Origin of the sequence: Pseudomonas sp. S06B 330, from assembly GCF_002845275.2 — a bacterium.
In the GTDB taxonomy this organism is placed as follows: domain Bacteria; phylum Pseudomonadota; class Gammaproteobacteria; order Pseudomonadales; family Pseudomonadaceae; genus Aquipseudomonas.
In genome coordinates, this window is sequence record NZ_CP088149.1 from 1308844 (window position 1) to 1329410 (window position 20567).

Annotated in this window: 14 protein-coding genes; 5 read left to right on the plus strand and 9 right to left on the minus strand. The window is 61.5% G+C overall.

Features of this window, described 5'->3' with window-relative positions; all coding sequences use genetic code 11:
* Position 1: 1 nt before the first annotated feature.
* Positions 2 to 655, plus strand: coding sequence for a Pr6Pr family membrane protein (locus CX511_RS06155; RefSeq protein ID WP_045185686.1), 654 nt, complete (start codon positions 2 to 4; stop codon positions 653 to 655).
* A gap of 10 nt (positions 656 to 665) precedes the next feature.
* Here CX511_RS06155 and CX511_RS06160 read toward each other — a convergent pair whose 3' ends face one another.
* The 3 genes from CX511_RS06160 to CX511_RS06170 all read right to left on the minus strand — a co-directional run bounded on the left by CX511_RS06160 (position 666) and on the right by CX511_RS06170 (position 5483).
* A complete protein-coding gene (locus tag CX511_RS06160) occupies positions 666 to 1436 on the minus strand; it encodes a siderophore-interacting protein (protein WP_101293703.1) in 771 nt (256 codons plus the stop codon).
* Complete coding sequence (locus CX511_RS06165) at positions 1433 to 2002, minus strand: PadR family transcriptional regulator (protein WP_101293702.1); 570 nt, start codon at positions 2000 to 2002, stop codon at positions 1433 to 1435. Before CX511_RS06165 ends, CX511_RS06160 begins: the two co-directional genes overlap by 4 nt.
* A gap of 343 nt (positions 2003 to 2345) precedes the next feature.
* Entirely contained in the window at positions 2346 to 5483 is a 3138-nt protein-coding gene (locus CX511_RS06170; protein ID WP_045185691.1) for a transglycosylase domain-containing protein, read from the minus strand.
* 437 nt (positions 5484 to 5920) lie between these two features.
* On the opposite strand from CX511_RS06170, the gene CX511_RS06175 reads away from it, so the two are divergent.
* Positions 5921 to 7342, plus strand: coding sequence for an amino acid permease (locus tag CX511_RS06175; RefSeq protein WP_045185693.1), 1422 nt, complete (start codon positions 5921 to 5923; stop codon positions 7340 to 7342).
* Between the two features lie 72 nt (positions 7343 to 7414).
* On the opposite strand, the gene CX511_RS06180 is transcribed toward CX511_RS06175, so the two are convergent.
* Both CX511_RS06180 and CX511_RS06185 read right to left on the minus strand, forming a co-directional pair.
* On the minus strand, positions 7415 to 9034 hold the full coding sequence (locus CX511_RS06180) for an FMN-binding glutamate synthase family protein (protein ID WP_045185695.1): 1620 nt from the start codon (positions 9032 to 9034) through the stop codon (positions 7415 to 7417).
* A 136-nt stretch (positions 9035 to 9170) separates the two neighbouring features.
* Complete coding sequence (locus tag CX511_RS06185) at positions 9171 to 13460, minus strand: DEAD/DEAH box helicase (RefSeq protein ID WP_101293701.1); 4290 nt, start codon at positions 13458 to 13460, stop codon at positions 9171 to 9173.
* 170 nt (positions 13461 to 13630) lie between these two features.
* Here CX511_RS06185 and CX511_RS06190 point away from each other — a divergent pair, with 170 nt between their 5' ends.
* Positions 13631 to 14044: an NUDIX hydrolase gene (locus CX511_RS06190; protein ID WP_045185697.1), complete on the plus strand. Its 414-nt coding sequence runs from the start codon at positions 13631 to 13633 to the stop codon at positions 14042 to 14044.
* Positions 14045 to 14068: 24 nt separating this feature from the next.
* Positions 14069 to 14707 carry a LysE family translocator gene (locus CX511_RS06195; protein ID WP_101293700.1) on the plus strand — a complete coding sequence of 213 codons (639 nt, stop codon included), beginning with the start codon at positions 14069 to 14071 and terminating at the stop codon, positions 14705 to 14707.
* A 3-nt stretch (positions 14708 to 14710) separates the two neighbouring features.
* On the opposite strand, the gene metR is transcribed toward CX511_RS06195, so the two are convergent.
* Positions 14711 to 15628 carry a transcriptional regulator MetR gene (gene metR, locus CX511_RS06200; protein WP_045185700.1) on the minus strand — a complete coding sequence of 306 codons (918 nt, stop codon included), beginning with the start codon at positions 15626 to 15628 and terminating at the stop codon, positions 14711 to 14713.
* 276 nt (positions 15629 to 15904) lie between these two features.
* Here metR and CX511_RS06205 point away from each other — a divergent pair, with 276 nt between their 5' ends.
* Positions 15905 to 16900 carry an alpha/beta hydrolase gene (locus CX511_RS06205; RefSeq protein WP_045185702.1) on the plus strand — a complete coding sequence of 332 codons (996 nt, stop codon included), beginning with the start codon at positions 15905 to 15907 and terminating at the stop codon, positions 16898 to 16900.
* A gap of 19 nt (positions 16901 to 16919) precedes the next feature.
* Here the strand turns inward: CX511_RS06205 and CX511_RS06210 are convergent, their stop codons facing one another.
* The 3 genes from CX511_RS06210 to aauS are packed head-to-tail and all read right to left on the minus strand — an operon-like array spanning position 16920 to position 20509.
* Positions 16920 to 17246 (minus strand): GlpM family protein, encoded by a 327-nt coding sequence (locus tag CX511_RS06210; RefSeq protein WP_177327797.1) that lies wholly within the window; start codon positions 17244 to 17246, stop codon positions 16920 to 16922.
* Positions 17247 to 17279: 33 nt separating this feature from the next.
* The gene (gene aauR / locus CX511_RS06215) at positions 17280 to 18605 is read right to left on the minus strand and encodes a two-component response regulator AauR (RefSeq protein ID WP_045185706.1); all 1326 of its coding nucleotides are present in this window, start codon (positions 18603 to 18605) and stop codon (positions 17280 to 17282) included.
* Positions 18602 to 20509, minus strand: a complete 1908-nt coding sequence (aauS, locus tag CX511_RS06220; protein ID WP_045185707.1) for a two-component sensor histidine kinase AauS — start codon at positions 20507 to 20509, stop codon at positions 18602 to 18604. The genes aauR and aauS overlap by 4 nt, the downstream gene beginning before the upstream one ends.
* Between the last annotated feature and the right edge of the window lie 58 nt (positions 20510 to 20567).

Here is a 20567-nt window from a genome sequence, read left to right on the forward strand (position 1 = left end):
GATGGTCCGGCGCGAGGTCGTGATCGGCCTGGCTGCTTGTCTGGGCTGGAGTGCACTGGCAATTCAGATGTACCTGGTGTTGCTGGCACGCTGGCAGGAGCAGGCAAGCCTGATCGGCGGCCTGGTGACGTTTTTCAGTTTTTTCACAGTATTGAGCAATACCCTGGTGGCTGTGGTGCTCAGCCAAGCTGCATTCGGCAGGGCGTCAGGCGCGCGGCGCTGGTTTCTCTCCCCTGCGGTCAGCACCGGGGTGACCGCCAGTATCGTTCTGGTTGGCGTGGCCTACAGTCTGTTGTTGCGTCATCTGTGGCACCCGCACGGTTGGCAGTGGCTGGCCGATGAGCTTTTGCATGATGTCATGCCGGTGCTCTTCGTCCTGTACTGGTGGTGCTGTGTGGAGAAAGGCCGCCTGCACCTCAAGCACCTTGGCGTCTGGGTACTGTACCCATTAGGGTATTTTGGCTATGCACTGCTGCGCGGGGAGTCGCTGGGGGTGTACCCCTATCCGTTTATTGATGTGGCCAAGCTTGGCTTTGCCCAAGTGGTATTTAACGCGCTGGCGATACTGCTGGGCTTTGTTGTCATCGGCCTGATGCTGCTGGGTCTGGATCGCTGGCAGGGCGGGCGCCTGGCCAGAGCCAGGACGCAACCCTGATAGTGCCGGTTTACGCGTCGTCGTTAGGGTCGAGGCGCCAGTAGGCGGCGGCCTTGATCCGCTCTTCCTTGAGGCCTTTTTGCTCGATCAGCAGGCGTTTGGTGCTGCGCGTCAGTGCTTTTTCCAAGGCAACCCAGGCATACAACTGGCCTTCAGGCAGGGTCAGATCGTTCACCACCTGCAGCAGGTCCTGCTGATGCCGCTGCACCCAGATCACTTCAACCTGCGCCTGACTCGCCAGGGCCTGCTGCTCGTGTGCATCCTCAATCTCGATGACCGCCAGTACCTTACGCGTGGCCGGCAGTTCTTCCAGGCGTCTGGCAATGGCCGGGATCGCCGTTTCGTCACCGATCAGCAGGTAGCTGTCGAAGATGTCCGGTACCACCATTGAGCTGCGTGGCCCGGCAATATTGAGGATCTGTCCGACCTCGGCCTGCGCAGCCCAGGTCGAGGCGGGGCCGTCGCCATGCAGAACAAAGTCGATATCCAGTTCCCCGGCGGCCAGGTCGATACGGCGTGGGGTGTATTCGCGCATGGTTGGGCGCATGCCATCCAGGCTGAGTTCGTTGCTATCAAGCACCGCCTGCTCTTGTGGGGTACAGGCGAACAGCAACTTGATGTGGTCGTCGCTGCCGATGCTGGTAAACCCTTGCAGTTCTGGCCCTCCGAGGGTGATGCGGCGCATGCGCGGGGTCAGCTCCGTGACCCGCAGCACGTTCAGGCAGCGGCGTTTGATCTCGTGGTTGACGCGGTGAATTGCGGTGTTTTCGCTGACACTCATACTGCGGTCTCCGTAGACGTCGCAGTGGGGCCTGCGACGATGGCTTTGGCGGTGTTGTTGAGCAGGGTGCGGACCCGTTCGATTTCTGCCGGACTCCAGCGGCCACTGTGCATCTGCAGGGCATGACGCAGGTTGTGCACCGCTTCATGGATTTCCTGTGGGCGGTCGTGCCCGCACAGCGAACGCTTGCTGACTTCGATGCGCATGCGCACACCGTCCAGGGCGATCGACTGTTCGGCCAGTGACTCAAGCCCGGCAGGGGTGACGCTGTAGCGTTTCTTGCTTCCGTGGACCTGACCGACGATCAACTCGCTTTCTTCCAGGAAGGTGAGCGTCGGATAAATCACGCCAGGGCTTGGGCTGTAGTTGCCGCCAAACAGGCTCTCGATTTGGCGGATCAGGTCATAGCCGTGGCAGGGCTGCTCGGCGAGCATCGACAGCAGCAGCAATTTCAGATCACCCGGGGCGAAGACCCGTGGGCCGCGGTCGCCACGTTCGCGGTTATGGCGGCGCTCGAGACCGTCATGGCGTTCGCCATGATCACGGTGAGGAGGATGTTCACGCATGAAGGGCTCCCTTTTGCGTTTAGATATGTCTTTAGATAGTACTCAAGATATATCTTTAGGCAAGCATGAGAGTGAGAGTATTTCTCGTATTAGGCAGGAAAGGGACGAATGGTCTGGCTGAACAGTTGCTCTGGTTTTGTCTGGGGCCACTTCTTGACTGGCCCCTTGTAGCCGCTGCCGTAAGGCTGCGATCGGGCGTGAAACGGCCGCAAAACCAGGTCACAGACGATTCGTCTGGGTGAATGAAGTGGCCACGACTGCTTTGCAGTCGATCGCAGCCTCGTGCCTCGGCAGCGGCTACAGCAAGGAGTGCAGCCAAGCGACTGGATAAGTCATGAGCAGACTATTGCTTTGCCACCTGCGGCGGCGCCTTGCACAAGGTATGGCTGCCTGGTTGCAGATACGGCGTAAGGATCGGCGCCATGCCCTTGAGCACCTGCACCGGTAAGGCCGAGGTGAACTTGAAGGACTCTGCCGCACGCCCGGGTACGAAGGCGGTGAGGGTGCCGAAGTGGTTGTCGCCGAGGAAGAACACAAACGTTGCCGTACGGTTGATCGCCTTCGAGCCAAGCAAGCGGCCACCGGCGCCCCAGCTTTCGAGACGGTTGTCGCCGGTACCGGTCTTGCCGCCCATAACCATTGGCGTGCCATCGTTGAGTTTGAAACTGCCCGATACCCGTCGTGCGGTACCGGCATCGACCACCTGCGACAGGGCGCCACGCAGGGCCCGGGCGACTTCCACCGAGAGCACCCGCTGACCCAGGTCGGGATCACCTGCCAGGCGTGTTTCATACGGTGTATCAGCCGCAAAGTGCAGGGTATCGATACGCAATACCGGCAAGCGAATGCCATCGTTCTGAATAATCCCGATCAGCTCGGCCAGTGCCGCCGGCCGGTCGCCGGAGCTGCCGATGGCGGTGGCCAGTGACGGCACCAGGTGATCAAAGGGATAGCCAACGCGTTTCCAGCGCCGATGGATGTCGAGGAACGCCTCAATCTCCACCAAGGTACGAATGCGGCTGTCACGAGCGCCCTTGTGGCGGCTCTTGAACAGCCAGCTGTAGACCTCCTGGCGCTCGAACTGGCTGGCTTGCGCTGCGTCCTGGAAGCTGGCGCTGGGGTTGTGGAGCAGGTAGCCCAGCAGCCACAGGTCCAGCGGGTGAACCTTGGCGACAAAGCCTTGATCGGGCAGGTCGAACTTGCCTGGGCCGTAGGCGTAGTACATATCGTCAAGTCGCTTGTCGGTCACCGTGTCTTGTTTACTCGGCGCGCGCTTTTTGTCCTGCAGTTCTTTTTTCAGGTGCGCGCGGACGAAGGCATTGAAGGTGGCCTGGTCGGCCTCCGGGAACAGATAGCGGTGTACGGCAGCCAAGCGGATCGGGGTGATGCGCAAGCCGTCGAGGAAGGTGTCCAGTCGCTGTTGTGAGGTTTTGCCACGGTACTTTTTCCAGAACCGGCGCAGGTAATCAGTGCCTTCTTTGTCGGCGAAACGCGCCAGGTATTCTTGACGCCGCGGCTCAGTGTCGTCCCGAAGCAATTTGATGCTGTTGCCCGGGGTCTGATAGGTGCTGTAGCGCACCAGATCACGCATCAAGCGTATGAACGGCAGGTTGATCGATTCGCGCAAGGCATCCTTGAGGGTGGGGATACGGCTGTTGTCTTCCTTGCGAAAGTTATTGAACACGTGCATGCCGCCACCGGTAAAGAAGGCTTCACCGGGACTGGCCGAATACTTGCGATCAAGGGCGGCATCGAGCATCGCCGTGAGGTTGCGGTCCTTGTTCTGGATCAGGTAGTCGATGGCCCAGCGAGTGATGAAGTCCAGCTCTGCAACCTCGACGTTCTTCAGGTCGGCGGCGGGGGTCGCGGCGTACTTGTCATGCAGCTCGGCGATGATTTCCAGGTAGCTGGTCAGCACTCGCAGCTTGGCGGTGGAGCCCAGTTCCAGCTTGCTGCCCTCGTTGATATCGAAGGGCTGGTCGGTGCTGTCGGTTTGCACCCGTACCCGCGAGCCGTTGGCAGTGCGCTCGAGCAAGGTGAAGCTGTAGCGCACTTGGGTAGTGCTGGTCGGGGTCAGCAAGCGCTCGCCAAACAGACCGAGCTTCTCGGCGATGGCCGGATCGGCGAGGTCTTTGAGGTATTGGCTGACCTGGCCCTGCAAGTCCGACTGCAAGGTGCTGGTGGCCGACAGGTCGAGGCGGTCAAGGTCGTAGAGCGGCCGGGCCAGGGCCAGAGACAGACGGCTGCGGGCGACACTGATGCCCTTGTTGGTGACAATTGGCTGAATGGTGGGTTGTGCTACCCAGTCGCGGTAGACCGCTTTGCTGGCCAGTGCTGCTTCGGCAAGTGGCCGGTCAACGATATTGCTGGCAGCCAGAACACGGATATGGCTGTCGGTGAGTTCAGCCAGTTCGTTGCGCCCTTTGGACAGAAAGTGCGACGGGCGGCGTTGGGCAATCATCAGTGACAGGACCTGACGCAGGGCCAGGCCACGCGCGGCCAGGCTTGCCGGATCGCTCTCAGTGGAGGCCAGCGCCTGGTTGACTTGGGCGAAGTCGGCGCCATACCAGACCCGCAGTCCCTCTGCCATGCCATGGACCTCACCATGCCCTGGCACTGCCGATAGCGGCACGCTGTTGAGGTAATCGCGGACGATGCGTTGGCGGGCTTCAAGGCTTTGTGCACCGCCTTGGTAAGCGCGGACGCTGGCGGAAATCATCTGGCGGATTTTTTCCGCACCAGAGACCGTAAGGCCGTCGGGCGAATGTCGGTATTTCTCCAGCTGGGTAGCCAGGGTGCTGCCGCCAGCGGATTGGCCGGGCAGGGCCAGGTACTTGGCGACCTGACTGTAAGCCGCCTTGGCAAAACGCGGCCAGTCCACCGCTGGGTTGGCGTAGGGATCGTTGGGGTCGAGCAGGTCGCGGTTCTCGATAAACAACAGACTGTTGACGATGACCGGTGGGATGGAGTCGAAGTCCGGGTACAGGTACTGCGGGTAGTGGTACTGGTACAGCACGTCACCCTTGCAGTCGGTAATCGACAGGCCTGTCTGGATCTTTTCTTTATAGGGCACGAAGAAACCGTGCTCGGTGTAGTCCATTAACGCGGGGGAGAAATGCACCTGTTCGCTGATCACGTAATCGCGTTTGAGCAGGCGTGGCAGGAATTCGCCCAGGGCACTGTAGCCCAGGCGCTTATCGAACGGACCCTCGCCGGGATAGAGGATGGCGTCGCTGGGGCCTGGTTGCAGCGAGTACGTCAAGGTCGAGGCGAATTGACTGAGTTCGCGTGATTGAAGGCGTGAAGTGTGCATCTCGTTAGCGATGGCCACGCCCAGCGCGATCAGGGCGAGCAGCAGCACCAGCCAGACCAGCCGCCACCACAGATGACGCTGGCGAGGGCTTTTCGGCGAAGGCGATTCTTCAAGGGATTCAGTGGGAGTTTCCTTACTCGTTGGTTCCGATTGCCACAGTGCGCCCATAGTGTTCAGCCCGGCTACGTATTTTCGTCTTGCTTGCCTGAAGCTTAGACGGTGAGCGAGTTTGGTGAAAAATTTGTAAGCCTTGTAAGGCTGCTCCTAAAAATGGGTAGGCCGTGCGCCTTTGGTGGAGGTTGTAATGCCCCGTTTTGGTGCTATGTTAGCCGCCCTGTTGGTTGTACTGGAGAAAACACGGGGAATGCCCCTCCGTGAATGGGTTTTTTGCCGAGAGTTCTCGCCAAATATCCTGCTCTTTATAGTGAAAAGCCCTACAGTGGCCTTTCTATACTGCTCGCCCCTTTCGCTTTGTCGGCAAATTGCGTGTCGGCAGACGGGACCGCTCACAAGGTGGCGCCCGGCAAGGCAGCGTATCCAGCCTATCGGCGGTACCAGGCCTGCACGAATGGTCATATCCAATAACAAAATGAGGTTGTATTTCTATGCCAGTCGGCAACCATCCTTCTCACGGTGAGACCGCCCAGGGCGGCCCGCTCAAGCGAGAACTCGGCGAGCGACATATTCGCCTGATGGCGCTGGGCGCCTGTATCGGTGTCGGCCTGTTCCTGGGTTCGGCCAAGGCCATTGAAATGGCCGGACCGGCAATCATGCTGTCCTACATCATCGGTGGTCTGGCGATCCTGGTGATCATGCGCGCCCTCGGTGAAATGGCCGTGCACAACCCGGTCGCAGGCTCCTTCAGCCGTTACGCTCAAGATTACCTTGGCCCGTTGGCGGGCTTTTTGACCGGCTGGAACTACTGGTTCCTGTGGTTGGTGACCTGCGTTGCGGAGATCACCGCGGTGGCCATCTATATGGGCATCTGGTTCCCCGATGTGCCGCGCTGGATCTGGGCCCTGGCGGCCTTGGGCAGCATGGGCGCGATCAACCTGATCGCGGTCAAGGCCTTCGGTGAGTTCGAGTTCTGGTTTGCTCTGATCAAGATCGTCACCATTATTGCCATGGTGCTGGGAGGCATCGGCATCATCGCCTTTGGCTTCGGCAACGACGGCGTGGCGATGGGTATTTCCAATCTCTGGAGCAACGGCGGTTTCATGCCCAACGGCGTGACCGGTGTGTTGATGTCGCTGCAGATGGTGATGTTTGCCTACTTGGGCGTAGAAATGATCGGCCTGACCGCCGGTGAAGCGCGCAACCCGCAAAAAACCATTCCCCAGGCCATCGGCTCGGTGTTCTGGCGCATCCTGCTGTTCTATGTTGGCGCACTGTTCGTGATCCTCTCGATCTACCCTTGGAACGAGATCGGCAGCCAGGGCAGTCCGTTTGTGATGACCTTCGAGCGTCTGGGCATCAAGACTGCCGCCGGTATCATCAACTTCGTGGTGATCACGGCGGCGCTGTCGTCGTGCAACGGTGGCATCTTCAGCACCGGTCGCATGCTCTACAGCCTGGCGCAGAACGGTCAGGCCCCAGCGACTTTCGCCCGCACTTCGAGCAACGGCGTGCCGCGTAACGCCTTGCTGCTGTCCATCGCCGCCCTGCTGCTGGGCGTGCTGGCCAACTACCTGGTACCGGAGAAAGTCTTCGTCTGGGTAACCGCCATCGCTACCTTCGGAGCGATCTGGACCTGGGTGATGATCCTGTTGGCGCAATTGAAGTTCCGCGCCGGTCTGAGCGAGACCGAACGCGCGGCACTGAAATACCGCATGTGGCTGTGGCCGCTGAGCTCCTACCTGGCGCTGGCGTTCCTGATCCTGGTGGTCGGTCTGATGGCCTACTTCGAGGAAACCCGCGTGGCGCTGTACATTGGCCCAGCGTTCCTGGTGCTGCTGACTGTGTTGTACTACGTGTTCAAACTGTCGCCTAAGGCTGACAACGTTCAGCTGGCGCGTTCCGCGTCGTGATGTAATCCCATCGCGGGCATTGCCCGCGATGGGGTCCCACCGGCAGCATCACGCTGCCGGTACCTGTGCGGCTCAGGCCGCCACTTCGCTGTTAGGCTCGAAGCTGTCTGCCCGGGCCATCTGCCACATCCGTGAATAGAACTCACCACTGATCTCACCACCGAGCAGTTCACCGGGCTTGAGGAACACGTGCATCTGCGAAAACAGCTTGATCTCGGTGGCCGAGACGCGCCGCACCAGGTGCTTGGCTTCCAGTTGCGACGGGTGGTCGAGCCCGGCAGCAGCAAGCATTTCGGCCAGCGCCTTGAGCGTGCTGTGGTGGAAGTTGAATACCCGCTGGGCCTTGTCTGGTACCACCAGGGCGCGCTGGCGCAGGGCATCCTGGGTGGCGACGCCGGTCGGGCATTTGTTGGTGTGGCAGCTCTGTGACTGGATGCAACCGATGGCGAACATGAAGCCGCGTGCCGAGTTGGCCCAGTCGGCACCGATGGCCAGGACACTGGCGATGTCGAAGGCACTGACGATCTTGCCGCTGGCGCCGAGTTTGATCTTGTCGCGCAGGTTCAGCCCCACCAGGGTGTTATGCACGAACAGCAGGCCTTCACGCAGGGGCACGCCAATATGGTCGGTGAACTCCACTGGCGCAGCACCCGTGCCGCCTTCCTTGCCATCGACGACGATGAAGTCCGGCAGGATCCCGGTTTCCATCATGGCCTTGGCGATACCCATGAATTCCCAGGGATGGCCCAGGCAGAACTTAAAGCCCACCGGCTTGCCACCTGAGAGCTCACGCAATTGGGCAATGAACTGCATCATTTCGATCGGCGTGGAAAAGGCGCTGTGGCGTGAAGGCGAAATGCAGTCTTCACCCATCATCACCCCGCGGGTCTCGGCGATCTCGCGAGTGACCTTGTGTTTGGGCAGGATGCCGCCGTGGCCGGGTTTGGCGCCCTGGCTCATCTTGATCTCGATCATCCGCACCTGCGGGTTGCGGGCCTGTTCGGCGAAGCGTTCGGGGTCAAAACGCCCGTCGGCGGTGCGACAGCCAAAGTAACCGCTGCCCAGCTCCCAGGTCAGGTCGCCGCCGTGTTCGCGGTGATAAGGGCTGATGCTGCCTTCACCCGTGTCATGGGCAAAGTTACCCAGTTTGGCGCCCTGATTAAGTGCGCGAATGGCATTGGCACTGAGCGAGCCAAAGCTCATCGCCGAGATGTTGAAGATCGAGGCTGAATACGGCTGGGTGCACTGCGGGCCGCCGACGATCACCCGAAAGCTCGCCGGATCGCTCAACGGCGCTGGGCGCATGGAGTGGCCGATAAATTCGAAGCCCGATTGATAGACATCGATCAACGTGCCAAAGGGTTTGTCGGACGCCTCATTCTTGGCTCGGGCGTAAACCAGTGAGCGTTGCGCACGGGAGAAGGGCAAGGCATCACTGTCGGCTTCGAGCAGGTACTGGCGGATTTCCGGGCGAATACCTTCGACCAGGTAGCGAATGTTGCCGAGGATCGGGTAGTTGCGCCGTACGGCGTGACGGCTTTGCAGCAGGTCGAACAGTCCGATCAGACTGAGTACCGCGGTGGTCAGGGTGAATGGCCACAGCCATTCGTGTTGGACAAACGGCAGGCTCGCCAGGGTGAACAATACGCAGGCGGCAAAAAAGGCATAACGGCTGAGAAGTGACAGGCTCATACGGGTTCCTTGCGATGGCACGGTCAGGCTCAGGGCCTGGACAATCCCCGACCTTAGCCCGGTTGGGCGCGCCAACGCCACCCTGTAAACATGAAGCTTTGCCGTGGATCAGGCGGAGCGAAAATCATTCTCATGGCTAAAGCCCAGGGGCACGGATCAATCGATCGCGCAGTTCGCCCTGCTGTGCCGGCATTACGCCGGGTTCGTAGTGAAGGGCCCCGGCAAGCAGGCTGGCGACGGGCACGCCATCGCGGTAGAGCACGCGGTTGGTGCTCAGGGCCGGTACTTTATTGCCTGGCAACAGGGTGCCGACCAAGTTCAACGGATCGCTGGCGCTAATGGCGATCAGGTCGGCGTCCAAGGGACGCCGGCGCACTTCACGCATTAACGCCACCGCTTCCGGCAGGGCGAATTGTTCGCCAGCCAGGCCGCTGATAAAGCGCCCGCCACGGATTTCGCCACGGGCTTCCAGGCGGTGGTAGCAACGCAGCAGTTCGCGCCAGCTGGGCAAACAGTCGGCCTCGCGCTCCAGCAGTCGCCAGCAGATAACGCCATAACGGCGCAGCAAGATGCGGGCGATGTGTTCGAGGTGATCATCGCGGTTATCGGCTGTCGAGGTTTTGCGCAGCAGGGCCCAGCGTCCGGCGTCGTCCATGCCGCCGAACAGCGCACCGCGCCCACGGCGCGGGCTACGGCCCTGACGTTTACTGGCCGGGGTGATCAGTGCACGCAGGCCGGCGAAGCTGTCGGCGCTGACCAGGCCGGCCGCGACCAGCGCTTGCAACGCGTTTTCCAGCTCACTGGGTAGCAGGTGAGCGTCATGCACCAGTTCGTCGAAAAACAGCGCACCGTGCTCGCTCAGGGCGCTGTGAGCCCGTTGTGCGCGCAGACTCAGTTCGCTGCTATCCAAGGCGGGGCTCAGTGCCCGCCATAGGCCGAGGCGAGGACGCGGCACGATGACCAGCGGGGTGCTGCGCAGTGTAGTGGTGGCGGCACTGGGGGCCAGGCGGGTCCAGGCATATTTGCCGGCGCGGCAGGCTTCATCCAGCCAGCGCGGGCTGTAATCCTTGAGCCGGGTCGGTAGCAGGTCGCTTTCCCAGGCTGCCGCTGCTGCCGGAAAGCCTTCGAGCAGATCCAGGGCCGCGCTCAATGCCGGCTGGCCCTGCAATCGGGTAGCAGGCGATAGATGCTGCCAATCGAACAGAAAGCGCATGAAATCCTGCAGGCTGACCGGTTCGATCTCCCGACGCAGGCGCTTGATGGTGTAACGATGAATGCGTGCCAGCAGGTGACGTTCACACCATTGCAGTGTCGACTGAGCGCTGAGGAAGTATCCGCGCATGACATAGCCTTCAGCTTCCAGGCGAGCCAGTGCCTGTTCGGTATCAGCAGCGGGCAGTTGCAGTGGGGCGGCGATCTGCGCGGTGGTCAGGGGGCCGAAGCCACTCAGGCGTGCGCGCAACAGTTCAACCAACGCTGCGTCGGCATCCAGAGGCTGCTCAAAGCCTGGCAACGCCGGTAGGTCCGGGATTATCCGGGCCCGGTGAAACACGGCACGTAGCAACACTAGGCGCTCACGTGCCAGCCACAGGGACTGGCCTTCAGCCAATTGCAAACGGCAGGCACGGCCTTGGTGTTGCAGAGCCTCAAGCCAGTCCTGCCAGCGGCTGTTGGCTGAGGCTTCGGCCTGGCTGATACAGGCCAGGCTCATCAGCGCTTCGTGCATTTCATCGCTACAGGTTGGAAGTGGCCAAGCCTCTGCTTGCACTGCAGCAATGGCCTCGGGGTCAAGGGCCCCCAGGTCATCGCTGTTCTGAGTCTCGTTCCAGCGTCGATTGAGCACCGCCTGGGTACGCCGTTCTTCCAGCGGTGCATCGTCGAGAAAGGTATACGGGCGCGCATTGAGTATCGCCGAGGCCAGCGGTGAAGGGGCCGACAGGTCACGACTGATCAAACGAATCTGGCCTTGTTCGATGCGCCGCAGCAAGGCCAGCCAGCCCTCACAGTCCATCGCTTCGTGCAGGCAATCGTCGAGGGTTTGCTCGATCAGCGGGTGATCCGGGATCTGCCGTTCACCGACAAGGTTTTCCAGGCAGGCAATCTGGTCAGGGAAGACTGCGGCGATCAGGTCCTCGCTTTTCATCCGCTGGATCTGTGGGGCCACTTTGCGCCCGCCGACAAAGCGCGGCAGGGCCAGGGCGACACCGGCGTTCCAGCGCCAACGAACGCCGAACAGTGGTGCATCGAGCAGGGCCTGGATCAGGATGGACTCGGCGTTATTGCTCGACAGGTAGCGCCACACATCATCCAGGCTAAAGCTATGGCTGGCTGACAAGGACAGGACGATGGCATCTTCGCTGGCTGCCGCCTGCAGTTCAAAATTGAAGGTACGACAGAAGCGCTTGCGCAGTGCCAGGCCCCAGGCGCGGTTGATCCGGCTGCCAAAGGGCGAGTGGATGATCAATTGCGTGCCGCCGGACTCATCGAAGAAACGTTCCATGATCAGTGTCTGTTGCGAGGGCAGGGCGCCGAGGACCTGACGCGTACGGGCCAGGTAGTCGAGCAACTGTTCAGCACTGTCCATACCGAGGCCAATCTGCTCCCGCAACCAGGTGAGCGCGTCCTGCATCTGGCCGCGAGGCTCGCTCAAGCGCCGATCAACTTCGCCTTGCAGACGGGCGACTGCGAACGACAATTCATCGCTGCGCCCCGGTGCTTCGCCCAGCCAGAAGGGAATGCTCGGCGGCAAGCCCTTGGCATCCTCGACACGCACCTTGCCGCTTTCCACGCGCAGAATGCGATAAGAGGTATTGCCCAATTGGAAGATGTCGCCGGCGATGCTTTCCACGGCAAAGTCTTCGTTGACGCTGCCGATGTTCAAGCCCTGGGGTTCGAGCAGCACCGCATAGTCGGCGTTGTCGGGAATGGTGCCGCCGCTGGTTAGTGCGGTCAGCTGGCTGCCGCGGCGTCCGCGTAAGCTGCGGGTGACTGCATCGCGATGCACGTAGGCGCTGCGCACACCCTGACGGCCATTGAAGCCCTCGCTGAGCATGCGCAGCAGGGCCTGGTAGTGCGCCGGGTCCAGCTCGGCGTAGGGCATGGCCTGGCGCAGGCAATCGAACAGCGCCTGTTCCTGCCAGGGCTGGCAACTGACTTCGGCAACGATCTGCTGGGCCAGCACATCCAGCGGTGCGCGGGGTATCTGCAGCAGGTCCAGTTCGCCACGGCGCACACTGTCGAGCAGGGCCGCACATTCGATCAGGTCGTCCCGTGACAGCGCAAACAGACGACCTTTGGGCGTGCCCTCGACTTGGTGCCCGGCACGTCCGACTCGCTGTAGAAAGGCTGCGATCGAACCGGGTGAACCGATCTGGCAGACCAGATCGACTTCGCCGATATCAATCCCCAGTTCCAGGGCGGCGGTGGCCACCAGCACCTGCAACTCACCGCGCTTGAGACGCTGTTCGGCATCCAGGCGGTGTTCCTTGGCCAGACTGCCATGATGCGCGGCCACCGCCTGAGCGCCCAGGCGTTCGCTCAAGTGCCGAGTCAAACGCTCGGCCAGGCGCCGGGTGTTGACGAACACCAGAGTGGTGCGGTGTTCGCGGGCCAGCGCTGCCAGGCGGTCGTAGACCAAGTCCCAGACATCAGTAGCCATCACGGCGCCGAGCGGAACGGGCGGCACTTCCAGGGCCAGATCACGGTTGCGGGCATGGCCGATGTCGACGATCGCACAGTCACGGCCATGGCCTACCAGAAATTCGGCGACCCGTTGCACCGGTCGTTGCGTGGCTGACAGGCCAATTCGCCGCAGCGGTCGGCCACACAGAGCTTGCAGTCGCTCAAGGCTGAGCGTTAGGTGACTGCCGCGTTTGTTGCCGGCCAGGGCGTGAATTTCATCGACGATCACCGTGTGCACGTTGGCCAGGCCTTGGCGCCCGGAGTCGGAGCCGAGCAGCACATACAGTGATTCAGGGGTGGTCACCAGAATATGCGGCGCCTGGCGGCGCATGGCGTTGCGTTCCTTTTGCGGGGTATCGCCGCTGCGCACCGCGGTGCGGATGGCCAATGGCTCATGGCCTTGTTCTGCCAGCGCTTCATTGATGCCTGCCAGCGGCGCTTGCAGGTTGATCTGGATGTCGTTGGACAGCGCCTTGAGGGGCGAGACATAGACCACCTGGGTCTGGTCGGGCAGGTGGCCGCTGGCCAGGCCTTGTTCGAACAGTTCGTCGAGGATTGCCAGGAACGCAGTGAGCGTTTTGCCTGAGCCTGTGGGCGCCGCCACCAGCAATGACTGACCGCGGCGAATCAACGGCCAGGCTTGCGCTTGAGCGGCGGTCACCGTCGGAAAGCGGTGCTGGAACCAGGCGCGCACGGCGGGATGGAAGGCAGCCAGTTCCGGGTGATTCTGGGCGGGCAGGTTCATCGCCTGTTTATGCGGCCAACAGGCGCGGGTTGCAAGGTGCGTTCGTCAGACCGCGTTGACGCCATCGCCAGCAGGACCGGCTCTCACAGATGACGTGCTTGCGGGGGATGCGATTGTGCCGCGCTCGACAACATGTGATCCTTGCGCGCTTTCTCCGTTGCGAGCCTTCCATGAGCAAAACCATCCGCATCGCCGCCGCTCTTCTGCTCGATCCCCAAGGCCGGACCTTGTTGGTGCGCAAGCGTGGCACCCAGGCTTTCATGCAGCCTGGCGGCAAGATCGAGGCTGACGAGCAGCCCGTCAATGCCCTGGCCCGTGAACTGTTCGAGGAACTGGGGCTGCAGATCGACCCGCAGGACGCCGAGTACCTTGGCCAGTTCAGCGCCTCGGCCGCCAACGAGCCGGGTTTCGAGGTCCAGGCCGAGTTGTTTCAGGTACACACCGCAATGCTTGTTGAGCCCGCTGCCGAGATCGAAGAAGTGGTCTGGGTTTCGGCCCGCAAGCAACTGACGCTCGAGTTGGCACCGCTGACGCGGGACTTGATTCTGCCCCTGTACCGGCGCTTAACTAGCCAACCTGCCTGACCCTCCATTTGCAAAGGAATGCCGATGATCCCCGCTCATGAATGGCTGCTGTTCACCGGCGCGGCGTTGTTGATGGTCCTCACCCCGGGGCCGAACATGATCTATCTGATCTCCCGTTCGATCTGCCAGGGACGCATGGCTGGAGTCACCTCGCTGGTTGGGGTGGTTGCCGGATTTCTGGTGCATATGACGGCCGCGGCGGTGGGCCTGACAGCCTTGTTCATGGCCGTTCCCCTGGGTTATGACCTGCTCAAGTGGGCGGGTGCTACTTATCTGTTATGGATGGCCTGGCAAGCGGTCAAACCCGGCGCGCGCTCGCCGTTCGAGGCCCGTGAGCTGCCCCCGGACTCACCGGCCAAGCTGGTGATGATGGGCTTTTTGACCAGCGTGCTGAACCCGAAAGTGGCAATGTTCTACCTGTCGATCCTGCCGCAGTTCATCTCCCCCGAGCATGGCTCACTGCTGGCGCAGAGCCTGATGCTGGGACTGACCCAGATTACTGTGAGCTTTTCGGTCAACCTCTTGATTGCGCTGTTCGCCGCCGGGCTATCGGCCTGGTTCGTGCGCTACCCGCTGTGGCTGATGGTCCAGCGCTATGTGATGGGCTTTGTCCTTGCGGGCCTGGCGCTGCGCCTGGTACAGGAGCAGCGCAAGCTGGCCTGAGGCTCAACGCACCGCGCTGACCCCGTCAAGGGTGGAGAACGAGGTGTCCTTGGCAGTCAGGAGGAAATCACGCATGTACGGCGCATCGAGCATGTCAGTGCGCACAGCGGCATACAGGGTGGCAAACAAGCCTTTCTCACCCAGACGCTTACCCTTCACATAGCCACGCGAGCTGTACTCGTGCAGGGCCCAGTGCGGCATGCCGCAGACACCACGGCCGCTGGCCACCAGTTGCATCATCATGACGGTCAGCTCTGCGGTGCGTACCTGCGCGGGTTCAACGTCAGCAGGCTCGAGAAAACGGGTGAAGATATCCAGGCGATCGCGCTCCACCGGGTAGGTGATCAGCGTTTCGCTGGCGAGATCGTCGGCGACGATGTAGGGCTTGTTCGCCAACGGGTGCTGGTTGGCCACCGCGAGCATGGCTTCGTAGGTGAACAGCGGTACATAGGTCAGGCCGGCCAGGTCCAGCGGGTCGGAGGTCACCACCAGGTCGAGGTCACCGCGGGCCAGCGCGGGCAATGGTGCAAAGGCAAAACCTGAGGCCAGGTCGAGCTCGACCTCTGGCCAGGCGTCGCGGAACTGGTCGATGGTCGGCATCAGCCACTGGAAGCAGCTGTGGCATTCGATGGCCATGTGCAGGCGCCCGGCGGTGCCTCCGGCGAGGCGGGCAATGTCACGCTCCGCACCCCGCAGCAGTGGCAGGGTGGCATCGGCCAGTTGCAGCAGGCGCAGGCCCGCGCTGGTGAAACGGATTGGCTTGGTCTTGCGCATGAACAACTGCATGCCCAAGCGCTCTTCCAGCTCTTTGAACTGATGGGACAGGGCCGACTGGGTCAGGTGCAGACGTTCTGCGGCTTCTACCAGGCTGTCGGCTTCGCGCAGGGCGTGCAGGGTTTTGAGATGGCGAATTTCCAGCACGACGGTGCTCCATGAACAGAATTTGAGATTAGCGCGAATTTATTGAGTTTGTCTCATGTTGTTCTGTCTGTCGACAAGAGCGCCTTCTTTTATAAAAAGCGGGAAATGCAGGCAACTGTCTTAACTGGCCGGTGGTCGGGGAACTGCCTCACGATAATCCATGGCGCTGACCGTTGAGCGAGTGTCATCAAACGGTCACGGTTTTGTGGCAGCGCGCCCGCATGAAAGTCATCAGACTCTCGCTCTACTGGGGATTTGCATTCTGGTGTTTCTGTCATGCGGGCTTTTTGCTTTTTTCTGGCGCTGATCTGCGCCGCCTTACCTTCTTTTGCAGCGGGACGTTGCGATGCCAACGTGCCGACCGAACACGTTGAGCTGGCACAGTTGAACCTTGCTTATCAAAGCATCGGTCGCGACGCAGACCCTGCGCTGTTGTTGGTCATGGGCCTGGGTGGTCAGTTAATCCACTGGCCTGATGAGGTGGTGGTTGCCTTGTGCCAACAAGGCTTTCGAGTGATCCGCTACGACAACCGCGACGTAGGCCTGAGCACCTGGAGTCAGGCTCCGGCCACTGCCAACCTGACGTATCAGGTCGTGCGTTTCAAGCTTGGGCTCTCGGTAGAGGCGCCTTATAGCCTCAATGACATGGCTGAAGATGGCTTGGGGTTGATGGACGCCCTGCAGATCGAACGCTTCCACGTGCTCGGCGTGAGCATGGGCGGGATGATTGCTCAGCATATGGCGGCACTTGCTCCGCAGCGAGTCGAAAGCCTGACGTTAATCATGTCCAGTTCCGGCGCTCAAGGCTTGCCGACGCCCAGCCCGGCCTTGCTGCAGTTGCTGGCCAGGCGCGAGGCGCCAAACCGTGAAGTGGCCATCGAGCAGCAGGCCGACTTGTTGGCCGCGTTAGGCAGCCCGCAGGTCAAGGAGGATCGTCAGGCATTGCTGCAACAAGCGGCGCAATCCTATGACCGGGCCTTTAATCCAGAGGGGGCTGAGCGTCAGATCATGGCGATTCTTGCCGAACCGAGCCGGGTTGCATTGCTCAATCGCCTGCAGGTGCCGACGCTGGTGGTGCATGGCACCGCCGATCCGCTGTTGCCGGTGATGCATGGTGTACACCTGGCGGCGCACATCCAGGGCAGTCAGTTGAAACTGATTCCGGGCTTGGCTCATCGATTCCAGGAACAGTACAAGGGGGCGTTGCTGGGGGCGGTGTTGCCTTATTTGAAGACGCAGCGGCTGACGGATACCCACCTGGCGGTGTATTGATCGCGGGGCTGCACTGCGCTTAGTGCAGCCTCACCCAGATACTGACCAACACCGTCGCCGCCACCAGCCACGCCACTGCCGCCAGCGCCAACGACAGCTCCAGGCGCATGCGGTCGACCAGCACATACAGGGCTGCCAGGTAGACGAAGTAGGGAATGATCGACCACATGCCAAACAGGATCGTGGTCTTCAAGTCCTCAAGCGAGCGGCCCTTGCCGACGATATAGTGGGCAATCAAGGCAAAGGTCGGAAACAGCGGGACCAGCCCGGCGATGTAATAATTGCGGGTTTTCGCCAGGGCGGCAAGGATCACTACCACCGCTGCGCCCAGGCAGGCTTTGAGTATCAGGTCCACGTGTTTTCTCGCGGTAGAGGTCGGTCAACCCAAGCCATATTTTTTCACTTTGTCGAACAGGGTGGTCTTGGCCATGCCCAGCTCCTGGCTGGCCTGGCTGAGGTTGCCGCCGGTGCGTTGCAGGGCATCGCTGAGCAGGTTGCGCTCAAAGGCCTCGACCGCTTCGGCAAAGCCCAGGCCCTGGTTGCCGCTGGCGCCGGCTTTCTTGAACGCGGGTAAGCCCAACGCGTAGCGTTCGGCCACGTTGCGCAGTTCACGCACGTTACCCGGCCAGTCGTGGGCCATCAACCGCGACAGAGTCTGGCTGTCCAGTTGCGGAATTTCCCGATCGAAGCGCAATGACGACAACTGCAGGAAATGCTCGAACAGTTGCAGGATATCTTCACGACGTTCGCGCAGCGGCGGCAGTTCCAAGGTGACTACGTTGAGACGGTAGTACAGGTCACTGCGAAACTGCCCGCTCTGGCCGAGGGCGTCGAGGTCGGACTTGGTCGCGGCGATCACCCGACAATCCACCGCAATGCTCTGGTTCGAACCCAGGCGCTCGAGGGTGCGCTCCTGCAGTACACGCAACAGTTTGATCTGCAGGTTGATCGGCATGCTTTCGACTTCGTCGAGAAACAGTGTGCCGCCATTGGCATGCTCGATCTTACCGATGCGGCGCTTGCCTGCGCCGGTAAACGCATTGGCCTCGTGGCCGAAAATTTCGCTTTCGAACAGGTTCTCGGGCAGGCCACCGCAGTTCAGGGCGACGAAGGGTTGTGCCTGGCGACGGCTGAAATCGTGCAGGCAGCGCGCAACCAGCTCTTTGCCGGTACCGGTTTCGCCTTCGATCAGGACGTTGGCCGAGGTGTCGGCAACGTTGGCGATCAGTTCGCGCAGGTTCTGCATGGCCGGCGAGCGGCCGATGATCCGGCCTTCCAAGGTGCTCTGTTCGGCCAGTTGCCGCCGCAGGGCGAAGACTTCCCGCGACAGCCCGCGTTGTTCCAGGGCTCGGCGCACCACTTCGACCAGGCGTTCCGGGGCGAAGGGCTTTTCCATGAAATCGTAGGCGCCATTGCGCATGGCGCCGACGGCCATGTCGATATCGCCATGGCCGGTGATCAACACCACGGGCAGGCTGCTGTCGCGGGCCTTGAGCCGGCTCAGCAGCTCCAAGCCATCAATGCCGGGCAGACGGATGTCGCTGACAACGATGCCGGCGAAATCATCGCCGATGCGCTGCAGGGCTTCTTCGGCGCTGCCGACTCCCTCACAGGCAATATCTTCCAGCGCCAGGGCCTGCTGGCAGCCGAGCAGCACATGCGGGTCGTCTTCGACGATCAGGACGGTAAGGGGCGCTTGGTTCATAGGGACTCGGCAGATTCTGTAGGGGCATTGACCAGGGGCAGGGTGAGGACGAACGCCGTGCCACCACTGGCAGGGTGTTCGACACTCAAGTTGCCCTTGGCTGCGGCGGCGAGGCTGGCGGACAGGGTCAGGCCCAGGCCCAGGCCGTGCTCTCCCGGCTTGGTGGTGAAAAACGGTTCGAACAAATGCTTACGCGCTTCGTCATCGATGCCGTGACCATTGTCGCGCACTCGCAGGCGATACTTGTCACCTTGCAGTTCGCCTTCGAGCCAGAGCTCGGGCAGTGGCTGCGCGGCCATGGCGTCGAGGGCGTTGCCGATCAGGTTGACCAGGATCTGTTCCAGGCGGGTCTGATCGATGGCCAGTTGTTGGTCGTCGAACTGGCTGTTGAGCTTCAGGTGGCAGCCAGCGATACGGCTACCCAGCACCTGCAGGCTGGCTTCCACGGCTTTGGCCAGCGAAGCCTGGCCACCGTCGTCACCACGGCGGGCGAAGGAGCGCAGGCTGGCGGTGATCCGGCCCATGCGGTCGATCAGGTCGTTCATGGTACGCAGGTTGGTACTGGCGGTTTCCAGGGCACCGCGTTCGAGAAAGCGTACGGTATTGCCCGACAGCGTACGCAGCGCCGCCAGCGGCTGGTTCAGTTCATGGGCGATGCTGGTAGACATCTGGCCAATGGCGGCGAGTTTGCCGGCCTGGACCAGTTCGTCCTGGGCGTGGCGCAAGGTCTGCTCGGCATGTCGCCGCTCGCGAATCTGGCCTTTGAGGCGTTCGTTACTGGCACGCAGATCGGCCGTGCGCTCGGTGATCTTGCGCTCCAGCTGGCTGTTGGCTTCTTCCAGTGCCTCACGGGCAGCCAGGCGGGTGGCAATCACCTTGCGTCGTTCGTTCCAGGCAATCAGTACGATGGTCAGCAGGGCGAAGGCGACGGCCACCAGCATGCCCTGGATGATCGACTCACGGCGCAAGTCCTGCAGGGGCGTGAGCAGGGTGAAATGCCATGGTGTGTCGCTCAGGCGCCGGGTCTGGGCCAGGTAGGCGACTTCGCGGCGACCATCACCGAGTTCGGCATTGGCCGGGAAGCTGAGTTTCTCGACACCGTCGGCAAGCGTTTCCCGTGACAAGGGCTGCAGCTCATTGAGCGGCCACCAGTAGTACTGCAGGCTACGGGCCAATTGTTCCTTGATGTCCGGAGTCAGCGGACGCACCGACTTGAGCCGGCGGGCCGGATCGCTGGAGAGGATGATGATGCCGTTTTCGTCGCTGACAAAGGCTTCCAGGCGGGCCCGTTGCCAGCGCTCTTCCATGTTTTCCAGGCGCACCTTGATCACTGCTACGCCGATGATCTTGCCGTGTTCTTCCAGGCCATGGGCCAGGTAGTAGCCAGGCTCACCGGTGGTGCTGCCGATGCCATAGAAGCGTCCAGGCTGGCCGCGTACGGCATGCTGGAAATAAGCACGGAACGACAGGTCTTCGCCAAGGAAACTGTCGACATCGCGCCAGTTGCTGGTGGCTTGTACCCGGCCAGTGGTATCGAGAACGAAGATCGCCCGGCTACGGCTGCGCCGGTTCAGGCCTTCGAGGTATTCGTTGACCGTTTGGCGGTGTTCGCCATCGGGCTCGGTCAGCAGGCTGGAAACGCTGTTTTCCAGTTCCAGCAGGCTGGGCAGATAGGTGTACTTGCTGATTTCACTTTCGACGCCGCGCGCGTGCAGCTCAAGCTGGCGCTCGCCGGATTCGCTCAAGGTGCGGATGCCGTTGTGCTCGCTGATCATAAAGCCAGCCACACCCAAGCCGATCATCAGCAGGATGATCAAGGGTGGCATCAGCAGTTGGCGTATCAGACGGGGTTTCACGGCAAGGGCAGGCTTGGCTGGGCGAAAGAGCGTGGGGTCGCATTTCATCACAGTGGCCTTGGTACGACCAGCACCCACTGGCTGACGAATGCCAGACAGAGGGTGC